Here is a 19,860-nt window from a genome sequence, read left to right as displayed (position 1 = left end):
GGGGCCGGGAGCCCGTCGCGCGCATGGCATGATCGAGCGCATGCGTGAACGTGTGGTGGCCGCGTGCGACGGGGCTTCGAAGGGGAATCCGGGACCGGCGGGCTGGGCCTGGGTGGTGGCCGACGGCTCGGAGAGCCCCACTCGCTGGGAGGCCGGGCCACTCGGCCGGGCCACCAACAACGTCGCCGAACTCACCGCGCTGGAAAGACTGTTGAGGGCCATCGCGCCGGACGTGCCGCTGGAGATCCGGATGGACTCCCAGTACGCCATGAAGGCAGTCACCACCTGGCTGCCCGCCTGGAAGCGCAAGGGCTGGAAGACGGCCGCGGGCAAGCCGGTCGCCAACCAGGAACTCGTCGTCCGTATCGACGAACTGCTCGACGGCCGCTCGGTCGAGTTCCGCTACGTGCCCGCCCACCAGGTCGACGGCGACAAGCTCAACGACTTCGCCGACCGTGCCGCCAGCCAGGCCGCGATCGCGCAGCTGTCGGCAGGCAGCGACCTCGGCTCCCCGGAACCTCCGGCCTCACCCGACACCCACCGCTCCTCGGCCCCGAAGACGTCCGGCACGAAGACGTCCGGTACGAAGACGCCCAAGGCGCGGAGCGGCAACTCCAGCCGCACCCTCAAGGCGAAGTTCCCCGGCCGCTGCGTCTGCGGACGGGCCTACGCGGCCGGCGAGACCATCGCCAAGAACGCGCAGGGCTGGGGCCACCCGGAGTGCCGTACGGCCGAGGTCTGAGCGGACCGGGCCGCAACCTCCGTCCCATGCCGGACGGCGTTTCGGCGCATCCACATCCTGCTACTCTCCGACGCGAACTGACCACCTTCCGTAATCGCTAGGGGTGTGTGTGAAGGTCGCCTGTGTCGGAGGCGGGCCCGCCGGCCTGTATCTCTCGATCCTGCTGAAGCTGCGGGATCCGTCCCACGACATCACCGTGTACGAGCGTGACCCGGCGGGCTCGACCTACGGCTGGGGCGTCACCTACTGGCGCGGACTGCTCGACAAGCTCCACGAGCACGACCCCGAGTCCGCGCGGGCCATCGGTGACGCCTCGGTGTCCTGGAACCACGGGGTCGCCCACGTGGGCGACAGCGCGACCCGGCACCCGGGCGACGAGGGCTTCGGCATCGGCCGCCACAAGCTCCTCGACATCCTCGCCGACCGGGCCCGACAGCTCGGTGTACGGCTGGAGTTCGAGCACGGGATCACCGACATCGGCGCTCTGGACGGCGCCGACCTCGTCGTGGCGGCCGACGGCGTCAACAGCTCGCTGCGCGAACAGCACACCGAACACTTCGGCGCCAACCTGAGGGCCGGCCGCAACCGGTACATCTGGCTCGGCACCACCAAGGTGTTCGACGCCTTCACCTTCGGCTTCAAGGAGACGGAGCACGGCTGGATCTGGTGCTACGGCTACGGCTACAGCCAGGACCACAGCACCTGCGTCGTCGAGTGCTCCCCCGAGACCTGGAGCGGGCTCGGTCTCGACCGGGCGAACGAGGCCGACGGTCTGGCCGTGCTGGAGAAGCTCTTCGGAGACCTGCTGGACGGCCACCCCCTGATCGGCCGCTCGGCCGACGATGGCGCCGCCCAGTGGCTGAACTTCCGCACCCTCACCAACCGTTCCTGGCACCACGGCAACCTCGTCCTGCTCGGCGACGCCGCCCACACCACGCACTACTCCATCGGCGCCGGCACCACTCTTGCCCTGGAGGACGCCCTCGTCCTCGCCGACGCCCTCCACACGCACCCCGACCTCCCCGCGGCCCTCACCGCCTACGAGGAGCGGCGCAAGTCGGAACTGCTCTCCATCCAGAGCGCGGCCCGCTACAGCGCCCAGTGGTACGAGAACCTGCCCCGCTACATCCGGCTGCCCCCGGCCCGGATGTTCGCCCTGCTCGGCCAGCGCCACTCGCCCCTGCTGCCCTATGTGCCGCCCCAGCTGTACTACGGCATCGACCGGGCGGCGGGGCGCCTCGAAGCGCTGCGCCGGTTCAAGCGATGGCTCGGCCCGAAGCTCGCCCGGACCGCGCAGACGCGCGTGCTGGCCTCCCGTACCGGGGACGGGGCCTCCGGCAAATAGCCCGGCCACGGCCGGTGCTGTTGGGTGAATGGTGATTCACCGCTATGGTGAATCGCCATTCACCGCCTTTTTGTCGCGCAGAGCGGCCGGCCGCTGGAGTGCCGATGGACCAGCCCGTACCGATACCCGCCCCACGCGGGACGTCCGCCCCGCGGCCCCTGCGCGACCGGATGACCGTTCCGGCGCTGGCGTTCGGCGGGATGCTCATGGCGGTCATGCAGACCGTGGTCGTCCCGCTGCTGCCCGACCTGCCCCGGCTGACCGGCGCCTCACCCGGCGCGGTCTCCTGGATGGTGACCGCGACCCTGCTCTCCGGCGCCGTTCTCACCCCGGTGCTGGGCCGCGCCGGCGACATGTACGGCAAACGGCGGGTCCTGATCGGGGCCCTGGGGCTGATGGTCCTCGGCTCGGTCATGTGCGCCCTGTCCTCCGACATCGGAGTACTCATCACGGCACGCGCCCTGCAGGGCGCCGCGTCCGCCGTCTTCCCCCTTTCGATCAGCATCCTGCGCGACGAACTCCCGCCGGAGCGCACGGGAAGCGCGGTCGCGCTGATGAGCGCCACCGTCGGGATCGGCGCCGCGCTGGGGCTGCCGCTCGCCGCGCTGATCGTCCAGTACGCGAACTGGCACGTCATGTTCTGGGCGACCGCGGGGCTCGGCCTGACGGGTGTGACGGCGGTGTGGTGGGCGGTGCGCGAGTCCTCCGTCCGGGAACCGGGACGGTTCGACGTCGTGGGCGCGCTGGGACTGGCCGCCGGGCTGGTGTGTCTGCTCCTCGGCATCGTCGAGGGCGGCGAGTGGGGGTGGGGCAGTCCGCGCGTCCTGGGGCTGTTCCTCGCCGCCGTCACGGTGCTCGGCCTGTGGTGGTGGCACCAACTGCGCACCCGGCAGCCCCTGGTGGACCTGCGGCTGGTGTCCCGGCCCCGGGTCGGCCTGTCCCATGTCGCCGCCCTGCTGACCGGTTTCGCCTTCTACTCCAACTCCCTGGTGACGGCCCAACTGGTCCAGGCGCCCGGGGCGACCGGATACGGGCTCGGCCTGTCCATCGTCGAGACAGGCCTCGTCCTGCTGCCCGGGGGCATCGTCATGCTGGTGTTCTCGCCGATCTCGGCCCGCGTCTCGGCGGCGTACGGGCCGCGCGTCACCCTGACCGTCGGCACGGCGGTCATGGCGCTCGGCTATGTGGTGCGCATCGCGGACAGCCGCGACCTGTGGATGATCATCGTGGGCGCCGCCGTCGTCGGCATGGGCACCACCTTCGCGTACTCGGCGCTGCCCATGCTGATCCTGGGGGCCGTACCGCCCGGCCAGACGGCCTCCGCCAACGGCGTCAACGTCCTGATGCGCACGATCGGCCAGGCCATGTGCAGCGCCGCCGTCGTCGCCGTGCTGGTCCGCCACACCAGTGCGGTCGGCGGCATCCCGGTGCCCACCCTGCACGGCTACCTGTTGGCCTTCGGGATGGCGGGCGTCGTCGCCCTGCTGGCCTGCACGGCGGCCCTGGCCATCCCCGGCGAGCCGGTCACCGGGGACACCCGGCGCGCCCGTGGCCGCACGCCGGGTGCGCGGGACGAGGCGATGGAGGGAGCATGAGCAGCGTGCGCACACCACCGCCGACCGCCCCGGACACCGAGCCGGCCCCTGCCTCCGCCCCGCGCCGGGACGCCGAGCAGACCAGGGCCGCCATCCTGCGCGCCGCCCGGCACCTCCTCGCCCGCTACGCCCAGGCGGACATCACACTCAAGGCGGTCGCCGAACGCGCCGGTGTCAGCCCGCCGTTGATCCTCAAGTACTTCGGCAACAAGGACGCCCTCTTCGCCGGCGTCATGTCCTTCGACGAGGACGCCGACGCCCTTCTCGACGCACCCCTGGACGACCTCGGCCGCCACATGGTCCGCCATCTCCTCACCGGCCAGACCGAGCGGGGCGCCGACCCCGTCCTGCGGATCGTGTTCGCCCCCTTCCAGGGCGACCGGGGCGACGTCATGCGAGCCAACTTCCGCACCCAGGTGAGCGACCGCCTAGCCGGCCGCCTCCACGGCCCCGATCCGGGCCTGCGCGCCGAACTGGCCGTCGCCACCCTGCTCGGCCTCGGCGTCATGTACGGCATCGCCCGCGGAACGCATCTGAGGGAGGCGACGATCGACGACATCGTGGACCGGTACGCGCCCAATGTGCAGGCACTGCTCACCCCTTGACGGAGAGCCGGCCGCCGCTCCTCAGCGCAGCAGCCGGTCCAGGAACGCGTTCCCGAACACGCCGTGCGGGTCGAGCCGGTCCAGGGTGCCGACCGCCTCCTGCCACACGGTGTCCCCGTAGGAGGCCGGTACCGCGGTGCCGATGACCTCCTCGTCGCTCCACCCGGCCGTGTCCGTGTACGCCCACCCCTTGGACCACTCGACCCTGGTCAGCGCGTGGCCGCCGTCGTAGGTCGCGAGCAGGAACTGTTCGAGTTCGCGGAAGAACGCCTCCGCGTACGGCGTCCCCGGCAGCGTCAGCACGTCCAGCCAGACGGCGGTGTCCCACTCGGGACGCCCGTCGACCGGTCGCAGCGCGGACAGCAGCGGGGCACGGGCGCCCGCCGAGTCGCAGTCGCCGGGACGGTCGAGTCCGGTGGCACGGATCTCGACCGTTCCGTTGACCGGGAAGCGGCCCGACGCGGCGTACGCGGCGAGGCGTTCCCGGTAGAAGGCGGTGAACTCGGCGATGACGCGCTGTACCTGGGCCCGGCTGGTCAGCACCGCGTAGCCGTTCGCCGTGACCCGCAGAGTCGTGGGCCTGACGTACAGCAGCGTGTTCTTCGACGGACCCCAGATGTCCGCCGACAGGGTCGTCACGAGCCCGAGAGCGGCCACGTCCAGCTGCGCGTTGCCGAGCACCGGTGCCATATACCAGGCCCCGTCGGACAGGATCCGCCCGACGAGGTCGGCCACCAGGGTCGGGACGTTGTCGGAGAACGGGTAGTTGTACGGCGACGTCACGCGCCGCGAGGTCAGCGGCCTGGTCGGCGCGACGCTCCACACCTTCAGCCAGGGGAACTCGGTGAAGGCGAACCAGATCGTCTCCACCCGCCCCGCCTCGTCCAGGAAGCTCGCGAAGGTCCGCCCACCGGAATCGGTGCCGGGCGCCGCGAAGAGCTCGGCCGCCGGAATGTCCGTACGGCTGACGCAGCGCAGATTGCTGTTCGCCCCCACCCGCAGCACGACCTCGACGACCAGGGACCGGCCGAGATGGGTGAGGAGCGCCGCGCAGTCCGCCTCGTCGCGGTCGAATGTGCGCAGGACGTAGGAGCCGGAGCCCTCGTCCCACACGACCGCCGTCAGCGACAGCACGAGGTTGCTGAGCGAGCCGTACGTGTGTCCGGGCAGCCGCGTCTCTCCGGCGGCCGGTACGGCGGTGCCGTGTGCGTCGACGGCCAGCGCGCCGCCCAGGGTGAGGTCACCGGGTGCGGGCGCGGCCGTGACCCCGAGGCCCCGCTGTTCCAGGTAGGTGAGCAGGGCCTCCAGGGTGACTCCGGTGCCCGCGCGCACGGCGGCCGGGCCGGTGGACTCCAGGGCCAGACCGGTGAGACGGGGAGCGGTGTCGATGAGCAGCACGGGCGCTTCGGACTCCGTACCGGCGGTGATCGTCAGGGGCGACCAGCCGTGCGCGGAGCCTCTGGCGCGGACCGTCCAGCCGTGCCGCCAGGCCCAGTTGACGACGTCGACCACCTCGGCGGGGCCGGCCGGCGCGCAGGCCCACAGTCCGTCGGCGGTGATCTCGCCGACCCAGTTGCGGTAGCCGGAGCGGTAGGGCGTGACGGCCGCCGGGAAGTCGGGAAGTTCGGCGGCGGCGACGGCCGGGTCGGCGGCGATCGCCACCAGGGTGAGGGAGGCCGCGCCGAGCAGGAAACCGCGCCGGGTCCACGCGGAGCTGTCGTCCTCGGGGGTGTCGGAACCAGCGGATCGCGCCAGGTGATCAGTCACCCGGTCACGCTAGAGGGTGACGGATCTCGAATAGTTGCCTCATTCATCAATTCACTCGTGCGGGTGAAGTGAAGGCTTGCTGGTTTGACGGGGTCCGGGTGGGCCCCGGCCGCCCGGACCTGCGGACTGATGACAGACTGACGCCATGGACGAGCGTGTAATCGGTAGGTCGGGTCAGCGGGCGTCGGTCATCGGCCTCGGAACGTGGCAGCTGGGCGCGGACTGGGGCGACGTGGAGGACAAGGACGCCCTCGCGGTACTGGACGCGGCGGTCGAGTCGGGAGTGACCTTCTTCGACACCGCCGACGTGTACGGCGACGGGCGCAGCGAACAGACCATCGCCGCCTTCCTGCGCGGCAGGCCCGAGCTGGACGTACTGGTCGCGACCAAGATGGGCCGCCGGGTCGACCAGATCCCGGAGAACTACGTCATCGACAACTTCCGCGCCTGGAACGACCGTTCGCGGCGCAACCTGGGCGTCGACCGGATCGACCTGGTCCAGCTGCACTGCCCGCCGACCCCGGTCTACTCCTCCGACGAGGTCTTCGACGCCCTGGACACCCTGGTCGAGGAGGGGCGCATCGCGCGGTACGGCGTCAGCGTGGAGACCTGCGAGGAGGCGCTCACCGCGATCGCCCGCCCGGGCGTGACCAGCGTGCAGATCATCCTCAACGCGTTCCGTATGAAGCCCCTCGCCGAGGTGCTCCCGGCCGCCGAGAAGGCGGGCGTCGGGATCATCGCCCGGGTCCCGCTCGCCTCGGGCCTGCTGTCGGGCAAGTACACCAAGGACACGGTGTTCCCCGAGAACGACCACCGCACCTACAACCGGCACGGCGAGTCCTTCGACCAGGGCGAGACCTTCTCCGGTGTCGACTACGCGACCGGCGTCGAGGCGGCGGCCGAGTTCTCCGCCCTGGCCCCGGAGGGATACACCCCGGCCCAGCTGGCCCTGCGCTGGATCCTCCAGCAGCCCGGCGTGACCACGGTGATCCCGGGCGCCCGCTCGGCCGAGCAGGCCCGGGCCAACGCGGCGGCCGCCGCTCTGCCGCCGCTGTCGCAGGAGACGCTCACCGCGATCCGGGACCTCTACGACCGCCGGATCAAGGCGCAGGTGGAGACCCGCTGGTAGCGGACCGGCGTACGCGTGTCACGGCTCCAGGAGCAGCTGCCGTTCCTGTTCCTGGTCGCCGGAGACACTGCCCCGGTCGCGGGTGGTGAACGTACCGGTCCGCGTTGCTGCCGCCGCTTACCGTGAGGGGGAGCTGCGTACCGGACATGGTCGGACCTCCCTTTCCACGTGGTCACTGGTGCACCTCGGGTAACCGCATCGTCGATCGGCCGAACCGGACGGCCGTGAACTGATCGAATCCGGCTCCACGGGGAACCCGGATCCGGACAGTTGAGTGCGGACGCGGATGCCGGGAGGAATCATGGCGGACACCGAGGGCGAGGTCGGCACGGTCGACCGGGGACGGGACGAGACCGAGGAGGAGCGGGCCGACCGCAAGTGGGGCGAGCTCATCCAGGAGGTCCGGGTCGCCCAGACGGGTGTGCAGATCCTGTTCGGCTTCCTGCTGACCGTCGTGTTCACTCCGAGGTACGAGCAGCTGGGCGACACGGAGCACACGATCTACATCATCACCGTCGTCCTGGGTGCCGCCGCCACCGGCGCCCTGATCGGCCCGGTCGCCCTGCACCGGATCGTCTCCGGCCGCCAGGTGAAACCCCAGGCGGTGCGCTGGGCCTCACGCCTGACCTTCGCCGGTCTGGTACTGCTGTTCGCCACCATGATCTCCGCGCTCCTGCTGGTCCTCAGGGTGGCCACCCACGACGGGTACGTGCCCTGGCTGGTCGCGGGGATCGCCGCCTGGTACCTGGCCTGCTGGTTCGTGCTCCCGATGTGGACGCGTTACCGCTACACGACGGACTGAGCGCGAACCGCCGCGAGCTGTCGGTCGTGGAGGCGGCTCAGCAGGAGCAGCGAGAGGGTCGCCCCGATCAGCGCGCAGAACATGTCCCACTGCGTGTCCCACACGTCGCCCTGCGTGGCCAGGAAGTCGTCGGCCGCCGCGCCGCCGATCACCGCCGCCGCCCATTCGAACATCTCGAACAAGGCGCTGAAGGCCAGACAGGCGCACACGGTCAGTGGCGCGAGCCAGCGGCTGCCGCGCAGCGGCGACGTACGGCTCAGCAGCTCCCGTACGAGCAGGGCCGGCACGAAGCCCTGCATGAGGTGGCCGAGCCGGTCGTACGGGTTGCGGTCGAGGCCGAACGTGTCGCGCGCCCAGTCGCCCAGCGGGACCTGCGCGTAGGTGTAGTGGCCGCCGACCATCAGGACGAGCGCGTGCAGCGCGAGCAGACAGCACAGGAGGTTCGTGAGCGGGAAGCGCCGCCAGGTCAGGACGAGCACGGGCAGCCCGATCAGGATCCAGACCGTCTCCAGGAACCAGGTCATCAGGTCGTGCGGCTGCCACACCGAGACGGCGAGCGCGACGGCCACCAGCCCGGCGAGCAGCACCGGAAGGTGCCGCCGCGGGGCGTCGGTGACCGTCGGGAGGGTGCGCGGGATGTTGTCGACTGCGGGCATCGGAACGCTCCTTGTGGTGGGAGCATCATCGTGGCGGAGCGTTCCGGCCCCGGGCATGAGTAGGCGTACTCAGCTCGGGGTGCCCGTGTCCTCAGGTGTCACGCGGACGGGGTGCGGGCTCCGCGCAGCGCCGTGATGCACGAGGCGATGGCCTCCTGGAGCTCCTCCAGCTGCTGGACCATGTCGTCCTCGGCGAACTCCTGGACGTCGTCGAAGGTCAGCTCCTCGAACGCCTTCGTGGCCTTCGTCAGGCTGCTGTAGAACTTCGTCCGCCGTTCCTGGACGCGCAGTTCGGGGTCGGCCTCGACGGCCTCGACGACAAGGTTCTTGAGGGTGTCGTAGGCCTCGCTCGCCCACTCGCCGGTGTCCTCGTCCTCGTCGAGCTCGTCGAGGAGCGACAGATGCCGTTCGGCCTCCTGGCGCAGGTCGACGGGCGCTTCGATGGTCTGCCCGGCGGGCGTCCTGACCTGGCCGGACTCGGCGATCTGGCGGACGTATCCGACCCGGTCCGCCGACCGGGACTCGGAGGCCACTGCCTTCTTGAGGTCGTCGGTGCGGACGATGTCGCGCGCCAACTCGGCCTGGAGATCCGGGTCTTCCTTGATCCGGTCGAGCAGTGCGTGCCGGGCCGCGCGGGCCGTCGAGGGGTCGGCCATGATCGCCGCCCGCAGCGCGGTGGGGTTCTCCGCGACCTCCAGGGCCTTGGTCGGCCGGATGCCCTCCGCCTCGGCTGCCTCGGTGATGGCGGCGCCGCGCTCCGAACCGGCGCTGGAACGGGAGCTGTAGTAGGTGAGCCACAGGTCGGCGCCGGGGAGTTCGACCTCCGCGCCCGGGGCCAGCGCCTCGAAGTGCGGGACGACACCGTCGTCGGCGGCCTTGTCCCACGCCTTGTAGTAGCGCATGACGCGCTCGGGCGAGCAGTCGGCGAGAGCGGCGAACTCCTTGGCGGACACTTTCGGGGTCTCACCGGCGGGCTGGCCACCGGGCCGCACACTCCGCGCCACCTTCAGCCCGAAGGCCCAGCCCCCGGTCCGCGCGTAGGCCCCGAACTCCTGAGCGTCGCGCGTCACGAGGGGAGACACCTCGGCGGCGTCGAGGGCCGCGTCGACGCTCCCGTCGGGCTCGGCGGACGGCTCGGACCACTCGGACCCGTCGAACTCCTCGGACACGGAGGACACGGGGGACACGGGGGACACCTCGGGTGTCTCGGCAGGCTCAGGCATCTCCGACGTTTCGGACGGGGCGATCGCTACGGTCACAGGTGACTCTCCCGGGTGGGCTGGACGGACTGCGAAGGTGCAGACAGGCAGCCTATATGGGGGCATTGGCGATGCTTTGACAGACCGGGCCCGACCCCGGTCCCGGCCCGTCACCGAGTCCGTACACCCGGTGGTGGACACGTGTCCCCGCCCATGGCTGAACGCGGTTCACTCTCTGAAGGTACGGAAAAAGGCGTCCAGCGCCTGCCTGTTGGCGGTGTCGTTCCAGTCGGCCGCCGGCGTCGTCCACCGCAGCGAGAAGCCCGTGGTCTCGCCGGTGAGGAAGCCCCGGCCGAGTGTACGTATCCGGGTGCCCTCGAAATCGGACAGCCACTCCATGTCGGCCCCGCTCCGGCCCCGGTACGTCGTCGCCCGGATCTCGCCGATCCGCTGGAAGCCGATGTCCGCCCGGATCAGACCGGGTTCGACGTCGTCGCGCCACACGGCCACGGGGTCGGAGCGGAGCCGTTGGCTGTAGGTGATGGTCAGGGTCCGCGGGTCGTCGTCGGCGCCGAACACGATGCGGTAGGCGACGTTTCCGGGGGAGACGTCCTCGCTCAGCCGCTTCCACCCCTGGGGGAGGGCGACGGAGAACCCCTCCGGGGCGTTGTACACCCGGAACCCGGCGGGCAGCGCCTCGGCGGTACCGGAGGTAGCCGAGGGAGCGGGGGTGGGCGCGGCAGACGTGGCCGGTGGCTTCGAGGGCGCCGGTGAGGGCGGTACTGAGGGAGTGGCGCTCGGTACGAGGGTCTCGTCGGGGAGGGCGGTGTTCCCGCCGGTGGCGGGCAGGGACGGAATCGGGGCGACGACCGGCGGGGTGGTGTCCGCGCCGGACGCCGAGGCGTCGATGCCGGGCAGGTTGTCCGTCGTCGCGAGGACGGCGACGGTGACGGCGGCCAGCGCGGCACCGACGAGGACGATCCTGCGGGGACCGCGTCTGTTCAGGCTCCGGCCTGCGCGCCGTGCGGCGACGGCGGCACCGCCGCCGCGCAGCCGTATCGAAGGCACCGCTTCGTCCGAGGTGTCGGGTTCGTCCCTGATCACGCGGAGCAGGGCGTCCCGTGCCACCGGAGCGGTCAGCCGTTCCCGGGCGTTCTTGCGCAGCAGCCCCTGGATGACCTGGGTGAGGGGGCCGGCGCGCACCGGGCTGCGCAGCGGCAGCCGGTCGACCGCCTTGAGCGTGGCGTCGGGCCGCCCCCGGTCACGGAAGGGCGGCCGTCCCTCGGCCATCGCGTAGAGGAGCGCGCCGAGCGCCCACAGGTCGTCCGACGGGTCGGCGCGCGCGCCGTGGGCCTGTTCGGGTGAGGCGTACGAGGGCGCGCCGACCCGGGACGCGGACGTGGCGCCCGCCAGGCCGAAGCCGGTCACCACGACCGGGCCCTGGTCCCGCACGAACACCTGGCCGGGGCTGAGTTCGGCGTGCACGATGCCCTCGCGGTGCGCGGCCTCCAGCGCGTCGAGGACTTCGAGGGCGATGCGCGCCGCCCGCACGTAGTTGAACGTGCCCTGCCGTTCGAGGAGTTCACTGAGCGGTGTGCCGTCGATCCACTGGGCTACCGTCCACAGGGTGCCGAACTCCTCGACGACGTCGATCACGACGGCCACCCGGCCGGGCAGCACCAGCCCGAGGATCTCGGACGCGCGCGTCACCCGGGCGATGGCCCGGCGGGCGGTCTGCTCGCGTGGGTCGGGCGGGAGCTGTATCTGGGTGAGGACGACCGGGCGCTCGGCTGCGGTGTCCTCGCCGTACCAGGAGACCCGGTTCGTTTCGCGATCGACGACATCGAGGAGTCGGTACCTTCCGGCCACCAACTCGTGTGTGGAGACGTGCGCCTTGACCATGGCCATCCCTCGCTGAACACCTGGCTCTCACCTTTCCCAGTGGTACGAGGGGTGCGACGGGGTCTGTTCAAATATTCCGCAACTCCCGGGACCGATTCTCCTTTTATTCATCTGCGGGGAGCAGGTGTGCGAAGAAATGGGGGCATTCACCGGCCTTGAGGCGGCGCCCCGTACACGATCTCCGCGCCGGATCCCCGCCCGCCCGCCTCAGAGCTCGCGGCGCGCCAGGAAGCCCAGCAGTGTCCGGAGTTGGTCGACCGCAGGCCCTGCCAGGGGCGGATCGGTCAGGCCGTGCTCGACCGCCGTGAGGTGCCGACGGGCCTGGGCGAGGGCCGCCGTGCGCCCGCCGGATTCCATGACGAGTGCCGCCGCCCGTCGCGCGAGATCCTCGTCGGGGGCGTCGACCGACTCCAGCAGTGCGGCGAGCCGCCGGGCGGCCGGGACCGGCGCGTCGAGCGCCGCCAGTACCGGGTACGACTTCTTGCGCTCCCGGAGATCGCCGTGGACGGGCTTGCCGGTGACGGCCGGGTCGCCCCAGATGCCCAGCACGTCGTCGACCATCTGGAAGGCGGTCCCGGCGTGCCGCCCCACCCGCTCCAGCGCGGCCGTGGTGGCCGGCGGGGCGCCGCCCAGCGCGGCTCCCAGCGAGAGCGCGCAGCCGAGCAGCGCGCCCGTCTTGCGTTCGGCCATCGTCCGGTACTCCTCGGGCCGCACCCGCTCGGGCCCGGTCCATGGGCGGTCGGCGAACAGCAGGTCGTCGGCCTGCCCGGACACGACGTCCGTGAGAGCGGCCGACAGCAGCCGCATTCCCGCCGGGCCGCCCGGGGTCCGCGCGAGGGTCTCCACGGCCAGCGCGAACAGCGCGTCGCCCGCGAGGACGGCCGGGCCGGTGCCGTACGCCTTCCACACCGTGGCGCGGCGGCGCCTGGTCGGGTCGCCGTCCATGATGTCGTCGTGCAGCAGGGAGAAGGTGTGCACCAGTTCCACCGCCACGGCCGCCGCGATCCCCGACGCCACGGGCGCCCCGGCCGCCTCCGCACCGAGCACGGCCAGCGCCTGGCGTACGCCCTTGCCGCCGGACGCGTCGACGGGCGCACCGCCCACCTCGCACCAGCCGAAGGAGTACGCGGCCATCTCGCCCAGCCAGGGATGCAGCCGTCCGACGGCCTCGGTGAGTGCCGGACGCACCAGGTCACGGCACCGGTCGAGGATCCGGGGCACGGACGGCGCTGCCGGTGCCAGGACCTGGGAGGCCCGCGGTGTCATCGTGCGGCCTCCGCGTCCGTGCCGAGGCCGAGTTCGTCCTGTGCCCGCGCCACCATCGCGCGGGCGTGCCGCAGTCCGATGCGCTCCAGCTCGCGGGCCAGTTCGGCCAGTTCGGCGGCCGTCTCGGCGCGGTCGCGGCCCAGGCGGGCCAGGGACTTGGCGAGTCCCAGGCGGGACAGCGCCTCGCCGCGCGGCTCGCTCATGGCGCGGAACTCCGCCAGGGCCCGGACGTACAGGTCGCGGGCCTCGGCGTAACGCCCGGCGCGGTAGTAGACGTTGCCGCGCATCTTGTGGTTGTAGGCCAGCGCGCTCGACAGGTTCATCGCCGTGCAGCTCTTCTCCGCCTCCGAGAGCAGGGCGAGGGCGCGTTCGGTGTCCCCGTCGCGCACGGACACGATGTCGGCGAGCCCGCGCAACGCCCAGGCGTGCCCACGCCGGTCGTCGGCCCGCGCGGAGATCTCGGCGGCCTCCTCGAACATGGCGTACGCGGTGTCGTACGAGCCGGTGTTGCGGTGCATCTGTGCGATGCCCTCCAGCGCCCACACCGTGTGCCGCGCCTCACCGCGCCTGCGCGCCTCGGCGAGCAACTGCTCGTGCAGCCGGCCGACCGCCTCGTAGTCGCCCTGGATACGGCCGGTCTCGGCCAGCCCCGCGAGCGAGTATCCGCGTACGACGATGTCGTCGCCGCGTTCGCCCAGTTCGGCAGCGAGCCCCAGCAGCCGCCGGGCCAGCGCGAACGCGCCGCGCTGGCGGGCCAGCGTGCCGCCGCTCCACAGCGCCCACGCCATCGCCGCGGTGTCCCCATCCGCCCGGGCCGCGCGGTAACTCGCCTTCCAGGCCCGGTCGGCGTCGCCCACCTGTCCCAGCCGCCGGTGCGCCTCCGCGACCGCGAGTCCGGACCGGGCGGCCTCACCGCGCCGCCCGGTCCGCTCGGCCGCCGCCAACTGCTCGGTGCCCGCGGCGAGTACGTCGACCAGGGAGGAGTTCACCGAGAGGCTGGTGAGGGCGCCCTGGTACTCCGGGGCGAATGCCTTGCCGTACATGCATCCCTTTCGGTATACGCCCAGCGTATACATGGTGTGTATAGTGCGCCGAAAGTTCGCCCCGGCCGGTCGGGCCGGGGCGGCGCCATGTTGTCGTAGGTCTCGTGGATCAAGACGGGGGCGACGGCGGTGAGGTTGCCTGTGCGACGCAGATCACGTTCCGGGACGCGAGTTCACGGTCGCCCTCAGTGCTGCTGGGCCTTCTGCGGAGTCGCCTCGCTGGGCCGCACGACGACGAACCCCTCGCCCTGGAGCATCAGTTGGGCCGCCTCGCCGGAACCGCCGCGGATCATCGAGCCGATGGACTGCGACCGGTGCAGCGACGTCTGGAGGCTGGCGGTCCAGCCCACGACCGCGTCCGTGTCGACGTACACCGGATACTGCGGCGACACCGGGATCACCAGCGGATTGCCCTCGCAGACCAGCCCCAGCAGTCCCTGCCCGGTGAAAACGCTGTTGAACAGGCCGCCGCCACTGATACCCGCCCCCTTCACCGTCTTGATCTCGTAGCTCAGCGACGCGTCGAAACACAGGACGTTGCGGCCGTTGACCGTGAAGACGTCACCAGGGTCGATCCCGACGATGAAACAGTTCTGTGCCTCGTGCGCGAACCACGCCTCACCCTGGCCGCGCACCGCCATCAGGGGCAGCCCCTCACCCGTGACCGCGCGCTTCAGCATGCCGCCGACACCCTGCCCCTTGCGCTCGAACCGGAGGTCCCCGCGGAAGGCGATCATCGAGCCCTGCCGCGCGAACATCTCGCCGTTGACCGCGTACTTGATGGACTTGGCGTTCTCGGCGGTCATACCGGGCGCTGTGGCCGGCTGCACCATGTACTCACTGGAAAACAGGTCACCCTTCATGCGGGCATCGTGTCCCGGAGGGTGGGCGTTCCGCCAGGAGAACGCGCGGAAAGGACAGAACCCGGCCAAAGGAGGCCGGAGGGCCCTTTGTGTCCCGACGGTCCGGCGGCGGCGGTGCCGTCGGCGCTACGTTGTAGCGCAGGGTCAACGACGGTTCCCCACAAGGAGGTTGCCCGGTGACGCAGGACTCGTCCGCCCCCGGCGCACGGACGCCGGAGAAGATCGACACGACGGTGCCGCACTCGGCCCGGATCTGGAACTACTGGCTCGGCGGCAAGGACAACTACCCGGTCGACCACGAGGCCGGCGACGCCTTCCGTGAGATCTTCCCCGGCATCACCGACCTCGCCGGCGACTCCCGCGCCTTCCTCGGCCGCGCCGTGCGCCTACTGGCGGGGGAGGCCGGGATCCGGCAGTTCCTCGACATCGGCACCGGCCTGCCCACGGCGGACAACACCCACGAGATCGCCCAGCGGGTGGCCCCCGACGCCCGCATCGTCTACGTGGACAACGACCCCCTCGTCCTGACCCACGCCGAGGCACTGCTCACCAGCTCCCCCGAGGGCGTGACCGACTACGTCGACGCCGACCTGCACGACCCCGACGCCGTCCTCCGGGAAGCGGCGCGGACCCTGGACCTCAGCCGACCGGTCGCCCTCACACTGATGCAGGTCAGCGGGCACATCGCCGACTACGAGGAGGCGCGGGCCATCGTCCGCGCGCTGATGGACGCGCTGCCGTCGGGCAGTTTCCTCGCCTTCAACGACAGCGTGGACACCAACAAGGCCAACGCCGAGGCCACCCGCCTCTACAACGAGAGCGGGGCCGCTCCCTACTGCCTGAGGAGCCCGCGGCAGCTCGCCGGTTTCTTCGACGGCCTGGAGCTGCTTGCCCCTGGCGTCGTCCCCATCACCGACTGGCGCCCGGAACCCGGGGCGGCCGCCGCGACCGGCGAGGTGATCGCCCTGGGCGGCGTCGCCCGCAAGCCGTAGGCGGGCGCGGACCGCAGGAGGGGGCGATCAGGCGCCGAAGAGCTGGGTCCAGTACGTGCCCGCCTTGCCGCCACCCGCGAATCCGATGCCTATGTGCGTGAACTCCCGCTTGAGGATGTTGGCACGGTGCCCGGGGCTGTTCATCCAACCCTCGACGACCTCGGCGGCGGACCGCTGCCCGCACGCGATGTTCTCGCCGATCGTCCGCCGGGAGGACCCCGCCGCGGCGGCCCGGTCCCACGGCTGGCTGCCGTCGGGCCCGGTGTGCGAGTAGAACGCGCGGACCACCATGTCCGTACTGTGCGCCTGCGCGGCACGGGTGAGCAGGGCGTCGGCGGCCAGCGGCGGCAGCCCGGCCCGGGCCCGCTCCCGGTTGGTGAGGTCCGTGACCTCGACGGCTGTTCGCGCCAGGTCTCCGGGCAGGAGGGGCCGGGCCCAGAGGGCTGTCCAGTACGTGTCACCCGTGCGGGACCCGGTGACGTACGCCAGGCCCACCTGGGTGAACGCCGGGTCGCGCAGGGTGCGCCGGGCCTGCTCGGTACGCAGGCAGTAGTCGACGAACTCCTCGGGCGTACGGGGACCGGAGACCAGGTGCTCGCCGACGGTCAGATACGTGTACCCGGTGGCGGTGACGCGCTGGTGGACGGACGTGCCGTCCCGGCTCTCGGTGCCGAGGCGGCCGGCCGAGGCCATGTCGGTGGCGTGCGCCTGAGCGGCGGCGCTGAGCCGCGGGTCGAGGGCGACGGGCGGGGAACCGGCAGCGGCCCGGGCGGAGTTGACGAGGGCGAGAAAGCCACCGGCGGGGGCGAGCGGGCCCGGTGTTCCGGCGAGGGCGGCGGGGGCCGCCGACCCCGGCCGTGCGCCGGCGGCGGACACGGCGGTCGGGTGAGCCGATCCGGCAGTGCCGGCCGGTGACGGGGCGCCCGTCGGCCGGGGCCGGCGCGAAGCCGCCGCGTCCGACAGACGAGAGGCCGCACCCGACAGCCGCGAGGCGGCATCGGCCCAGCGGGACGGCGTGCGCGAGGACCGGTCCGCCACCGGGACCGGCGAGCCGTACCCGGCCGAGGTCGAGGCCGTGGTCGAGACGGAGGAGGCGTCGTCCGCGACGTCCACCCCGAAGTCCCGGGCGAGGCCCGCCAGCCCGTCCGCGTAACCCTGGCCCAGCGCGCGCAGCTTCCAGTCCGCGCCGCGCCGGTACAGCTCCGCCAGCAGCAGCACCGTCTCCCGCTGCGGGCGCGGCGGAGTGAACCGGGCGAGCGGGCGGCCGCCGGGACCGGTGACGTGGAGTGTCGGCGCGGGCAGCGCGCCCAGCGCCGTGCCCGGGTCGGCGGCGCTGACGACCACCGTCACGCGGGTGGCGCCGGGGCGCAGGGCCGCCGGGTCGACGGTGAGGGTGTCGCCGTGCAGCCGGGCTCCCGGTGCCGTCGGCTGGTTGTAGAACACGAAGTCCGTGTCACCGCCGACCTTGCCGCCGTCGTCCGTCACGAGCGCGCTCACGTCGAAGGGGCCCGGCACCCGGAGCGTGAGGGTGCCGCCGGGGAGGGGCGTGTTGCCTCCGGGGACCATCTCGCTCATCGTGCCCGCCCTGGAATTCGCCGGTCGTGGTTCGTGCCCCGTGGGGCGTTGCCCCTGTAACGCCCGGCGAGGGCGCCGCGGTTCCCCGGCCGACGACGGCCGGCCGGGGAACAGGCCGCCTACTCCTCCTGTACGCGCACCAGGTGCACGGCCGCGCTGGACCAGTCGCCGGGCGCGAGATCGAGCCGCATCCCGTACTCGGCCAGCACGTTCGCGTGGTGGACGGCACCCGTGTGCGCGTCCCGGTACCGGGCGCCGGGCGTCAGGCCCCGCAGCCGCACCGGAATCCCCGGGAGACCGTGCCGAGGGCCGTACCGGAAGCCCAGTACCAGGGCCTCGCCCGCGTCCTCACCGACGTACTGGACGACCGTCGGCTCCTCCCCGAGCGGCGCCGACAGCCGGTGCAGCTCGCCGTGCTGCACCAGATGCCGCACCTTCTTGTACTCGGCGACCAGCGCCGCACCCTCCGCGAGCTCCTCCTCGGACCAGCGCGTCAGGTCACCGCCGACGCCGAGCAGCCCGCACATCGCCGAGTGGAAACGGAACCGCAGCGGCACCGAACGCGCCGTGAGCTGATTGGGCACGTCGGTCACCCACGCCGACATGGCACGCGCCGGATACACCTGCCCGAAGCCGTGCTGAATCACCAGCCGGTCCACGGCGTCCGTGTTGTCGGACGTCCACGCCTGGTCCGTACGGGAGAGGATCCCGAGGTCGACCCGGCCCCCGCCACCACTGCACGTCTCCACCCGCAGCCCGGGATGGTCGGCGCGCAGCCGGTCGATGACGCCGTACAGGTTCGCCACGTACCGCGTCCACAGCCGGTCGTTGCCGTCCCGCTGCCCCGGCCAGCCCGACTCGCCGAAGGCGCGGTTCATGTCCCACTTGAGGAAGTCGACCCCGTGGTCCCCGACCAGCCGGGTCAGCCAGCCGTACGCCCAGTCCGCCACCTCGTCCCGGGCGAAGTTCAGGACGAGCTGGTTGCGCATCTCGGTACGGGCCCGGCCGGGAACGTGCAGCACCCAGTCGGGGTGCTCGCGGTACAGCGCGCTGTCCGGATTGACCATCTCCGGCTCGACCCAGATCCCGAACCGCATCCCGAGCCGGTGCACGGAGTCGGCCAGCGGCCCCAGCCCCTCGGGGAAGCGCTCCGGAGTCGGCGTCCAGTCGCCCAGCCCCGCCCGGTCGCTGCGCCGCGCCCCGAACCAGCCGTCGTCGACGACGTACAGCTCGACCCCCAGCAGCGCGGCCCGCTCGGCCAGCGCCTTCTGGCTCGCCTCGTCGACGTCGAACCCGGTGGCCTCCCACGAGTTGTAGAGCACCGGCGCCAACTCCCGCGCCCGAGGCAGCACATGGGTCGTCGTGTACGAGTGCCAGGCACGGCTCGCCGCCCCGAACCCGCCGTCCGTGCACAGCCCGGCGAACACCGGCGTGGCGAACTCCTCGCCCGGCGCGAGCGGAACGCTCGTCCCCTCGTGGCCGACGCCCCCGGTGAAACCGGCCAGCCCGTCGGGGGTGCGCTGCGCGGTGATGCGCCAACTCCCGCTCCAGGCAAGGGCCGCGCTCCACACCCGGCCGTGCTCCTCCGTCGCCTCGCCCGCGTCGAGCATCACCCACGGGTTGGCGTGATGGCTGGTGATGCCGCGCCGGCTGGTCAGCACCGTCTCGCCGAACGGCAGTGTGTCGCGACGCAGCTGGCTCTCTGCCGACCACTGGCCGGTGACATGGCTGAGCCGGTAGTCGCGCAGGGGCGGCAGCGTCCAGGCGGCCGAGTCGGCGCGCAGCAGGTCGACCTGTTCGTCACCGGCGTTGCGCACCACGGTCCGCCGCTCGACGACGTCCGTGTCGGCGCGGACCGTGTAGTGCAGCGCGACGTCGAGGGGGTACAGGCGGTCGCGGAACTCCAGCACCAACTCGCTCACCCCGGGCGCCGGTTCGAGGATCCGGTGGCCGGTCGGCACCCATTCGAAGCCGCGGGAGGAGTCCGCGTACCGGACCTGGAGGGAGGGCGGGCCGTAGCGGGTGCCGCCGTCGACGGGGAGTTCCTCCCCGACCGGGGGCCGGCCCTCGAAGCTGCTCGTCATGTCCTGTGCCGGAGCGACCAGCGCGCCCGCCTCCGCCAGGGTCAGCCGCGGCCCCCACGCGAGATGACACGGCGCGCCGGTCTCGTCGATCCGCAGCGCGTACGACGTGCGCGGTGTGGTCAGCAGCCAGACCCCGGTGTCCGGGGAGTGGGAGATCAGCGGCATGGTGCCTCACGTTCGTGCAACTGGCGTTGCCCGGGGAATCCGGGCGAAACCATGGATCATGTGTCAATGGGATGCCTGTGTCGGCGTTTCGCAAGTCTAGATGCCGTTGTGGAGGTGGTTCGTCTCATCG

16 protein-coding genes are annotated in these 19,860 nt (G+C 72.1%); 7 read left to right on the top strand and 9 right to left on the bottom strand.

Annotated elements, in window-relative coordinates:
* Positions 1-28 precede the first annotated feature (28 nt).
* The 4 genes from OG595_RS02720 to OG595_RS02705 all read left to right on the top strand — a co-directional run bounded on the left by OG595_RS02720 (position 29) and on the right by OG595_RS02705 (position 4,287).
* Positions 29-742 (top strand): ribonuclease H family protein, encoded by a 714-nt coding sequence (locus OG595_RS02720; protein WP_329267354.1) that lies wholly within the window; start codon positions 29-31, stop codon positions 740-742.
* A gap of 109 nt (positions 743-851) precedes the next feature.
* Entirely contained in the window at positions 852-2,087 is a 1,236-nt protein-coding gene (locus OG595_RS02715; protein WP_329267351.1) for an FAD-dependent monooxygenase, read from the top strand.
* Positions 2,088-2,191: 104 nt separating this feature from the next.
* Positions 2,192-3,682 carry an MFS transporter gene (locus tag OG595_RS02710; RefSeq protein ID WP_329267349.1) on the top strand — a complete coding sequence of 497 codons (1,491 nt, stop codon included), beginning with the start codon at positions 2,192-2,194 and terminating at the stop codon, positions 3,680-3,682.
* The gene (locus OG595_RS02705) at positions 3,679-4,287 is read left to right on the top strand and encodes a TetR/AcrR family transcriptional regulator (RefSeq protein ID WP_329267347.1); all 609 of its coding nucleotides are present in this window, start codon (positions 3,679-3,681) and stop codon (positions 4,285-4,287) included. The genes OG595_RS02710 and OG595_RS02705 overlap by 4 nt, the downstream gene beginning before the upstream one ends.
* 21 nt (positions 4,288-4,308) lie before the next feature.
* On the opposite strand, the gene OG595_RS02700 is transcribed toward OG595_RS02705, so the two are convergent.
* Positions 4,309-6,054, bottom strand: coding sequence for a cholesterol oxidase substrate-binding domain-containing protein (locus OG595_RS02700; RefSeq protein WP_329267345.1), 1,746 nt, complete (start codon positions 6,052-6,054; stop codon positions 4,309-4,311).
* 145 nt (positions 6,055-6,199) lie between these two features.
* Here OG595_RS02700 and OG595_RS02695 point away from each other — a divergent pair, with 145 nt between their 5' ends.
* Both OG595_RS02695 and OG595_RS02690 read left to right on the top strand, forming a co-directional pair.
* Positions 6,200-7,183 (top strand): aldo/keto reductase, encoded by a 984-nt coding sequence (locus tag OG595_RS02695; protein ID WP_329267343.1) that lies wholly within the window; start codon positions 6,200-6,202, stop codon positions 7,181-7,183.
* A 301-nt stretch (positions 7,184-7,484) separates the two neighbouring features.
* The gene (locus OG595_RS02690; protein ID WP_329267341.1) at positions 7,485-7,985 is read left to right on the top strand and encodes a DUF6328 family protein; all 501 of its coding nucleotides are present in this window, start codon (positions 7,485-7,487) and stop codon (positions 7,983-7,985) included.
* On the opposite strand, the gene OG595_RS02685 is transcribed toward OG595_RS02690, so the two are convergent.
* From OG595_RS02685 to OG595_RS02660, 6 genes are all read right to left on the bottom strand, one after another.
* Positions 7,970-8,641, bottom strand: coding sequence for a DUF2238 domain-containing protein (locus OG595_RS02685; protein WP_329267340.1), 672 nt, complete (start codon positions 8,639-8,641; stop codon positions 7,970-7,972). The genes OG595_RS02690 and OG595_RS02685 overlap by 16 nt on opposite strands.
* 98 nt (positions 8,642-8,739) lie before the next feature.
* Positions 8,740-9,900 (bottom strand): hypothetical protein, encoded by a 1,161-nt coding sequence (locus tag OG595_RS02680; protein ID WP_329267339.1) that lies wholly within the window; start codon positions 9,898-9,900, stop codon positions 8,740-8,742.
* Positions 9,901-10,068: 168 nt separating this feature from the next.
* A complete protein-coding gene (locus tag OG595_RS02675; protein ID WP_329282594.1) occupies positions 10,069-11,742 on the bottom strand; it encodes a serine/threonine-protein kinase in 1,674 nt (557 codons plus the stop codon).
* Between the two features lie 207 nt (positions 11,743-11,949).
* Positions 11,950-13,008 (bottom strand): polyprenyl synthetase family protein, encoded by a 1,059-nt coding sequence (locus tag OG595_RS02670; RefSeq protein WP_329267337.1) that lies wholly within the window; start codon positions 13,006-13,008, stop codon positions 11,950-11,952.
* Positions 13,005-14,051 carry a tetratricopeptide repeat protein gene (locus OG595_RS02665; protein WP_329267335.1) on the bottom strand — a complete coding sequence of 349 codons (1,047 nt, stop codon included), beginning with the start codon at positions 14,049-14,051 and terminating at the stop codon, positions 13,005-13,007. The genes OG595_RS02670 and OG595_RS02665 overlap by 4 nt, the downstream gene beginning before the upstream one ends.
* Before the next feature lie 185 nt (positions 14,052-14,236).
* Entirely contained in the window at positions 14,237-14,914 is a 678-nt protein-coding gene (locus OG595_RS02660) for an AIM24 family protein (protein ID WP_329267333.1), read from the bottom strand.
* A gap of 176 nt (positions 14,915-15,090) precedes the next feature.
* Here OG595_RS02660 and OG595_RS02655 point away from each other — a divergent pair, with 176 nt between their 5' ends.
* The gene (locus OG595_RS02655) at positions 15,091-15,906 is read left to right on the top strand and encodes an SAM-dependent methyltransferase (protein WP_329267331.1); all 816 of its coding nucleotides are present in this window, start codon (positions 15,091-15,093) and stop codon (positions 15,904-15,906) included.
* 27 nt (positions 15,907-15,933) lie between these two features.
* Here OG595_RS02655 and OG595_RS02650 read toward each other — a convergent pair whose 3' ends face one another.
* Together OG595_RS02650 and OG595_RS02645 are read right to left on the bottom strand one after the other, a co-directional pair.
* A complete protein-coding gene (locus tag OG595_RS02650; RefSeq protein WP_329267329.1) occupies positions 15,934-17,481 on the bottom strand; it encodes a CAP domain-containing protein in 1,548 nt (515 codons plus the stop codon).
* Between the two features lie 119 nt (positions 17,482-17,600).
* Complete coding sequence (locus OG595_RS02645) at positions 17,601-19,730, bottom strand: alpha-galactosidase (protein ID WP_329267327.1); 2,130 nt, start codon at positions 19,728-19,730, stop codon at positions 17,601-17,603.
* Between the last annotated feature and the right edge of the window lie 130 nt (positions 19,731-19,860).

It is taken from the genome of Streptomyces sp. NBC_01451 (genome assembly GCF_036227485.1).
Classification (GTDB): domain Bacteria; phylum Actinomycetota; class Actinomycetes; order Streptomycetales; family Streptomycetaceae; genus Streptomyces.
This window is presented reverse-complemented; position numbering and strand designations above follow the sequence as displayed.

Bases quoted from the DNA above. Each gene is read 5' to 3' on its own strand.
- OG595_RS02705 (WP_329267347.1), top strand. From the start codon at position 3,679: ATGAGCAGCGTGCGCACACCACCGCCGACCGCCCCGGACACCGAGCCG.
- OG595_RS02650 (WP_329267329.1), bottom strand. From the start codon at position 17,481: ATGAGCGAGATGGTCCCCGGAGGCAACACGCCCCTCCCCGGCGGCACC.
- OG595_RS02690 (WP_329267341.1), top strand. From the start codon at position 7,485: ATGGCGGACACCGAGGGCGAGGTCGGCACGGTCGACCGGGGACGGGAC.
- OG595_RS02645 (WP_329267327.1), bottom strand. From the start codon at position 19,730: ATGCCGCTGATCTCCCACTCCCCGGACACCGGGGTCTGGCTGCTGACC.
- OG595_RS02695 (WP_329267343.1), top strand. From the start codon at position 6,200: ATGGACGAGCGTGTAATCGGTAGGTCGGGTCAGCGGGCGTCGGTCATC.
- OG595_RS02720 (WP_329267354.1), top strand. From the start codon at position 29: ATGATCGAGCGCATGCGTGAACGTGTGGTGGCCGCGTGCGACGGGGCT.
- OG595_RS02675 (WP_329282594.1), bottom strand. From the start codon at position 11,742: ATGGTCAAGGCGCACGTCTCCACACACGAGTTGGTGGCCGGAAGGTAC.
- OG595_RS02685 (WP_329267340.1), bottom strand. From the start codon at position 8,641: ATGCCCGCAGTCGACAACATCCCGCGCACCCTCCCGACGGTCACCGAC.
- OG595_RS02710 (WP_329267349.1), top strand. From the start codon at position 2,192: ATGGACCAGCCCGTACCGATACCCGCCCCACGCGGGACGTCCGCCCCG.
- OG595_RS02665 (WP_329267335.1), bottom strand. From the start codon at position 14,051: ATGTACGGCAAGGCATTCGCCCCGGAGTACCAGGGCGCCCTCACCAGC.
- OG595_RS02670 (WP_329267337.1), bottom strand. From the start codon at position 13,008: ATGACACCGCGGGCCTCCCAGGTCCTGGCACCGGCAGCGCCGTCCGTG.
- OG595_RS02660 (WP_329267333.1), bottom strand. From the start codon at position 14,914: ATGAAGGGTGACCTGTTTTCCAGTGAGTACATGGTGCAGCCGGCCACA.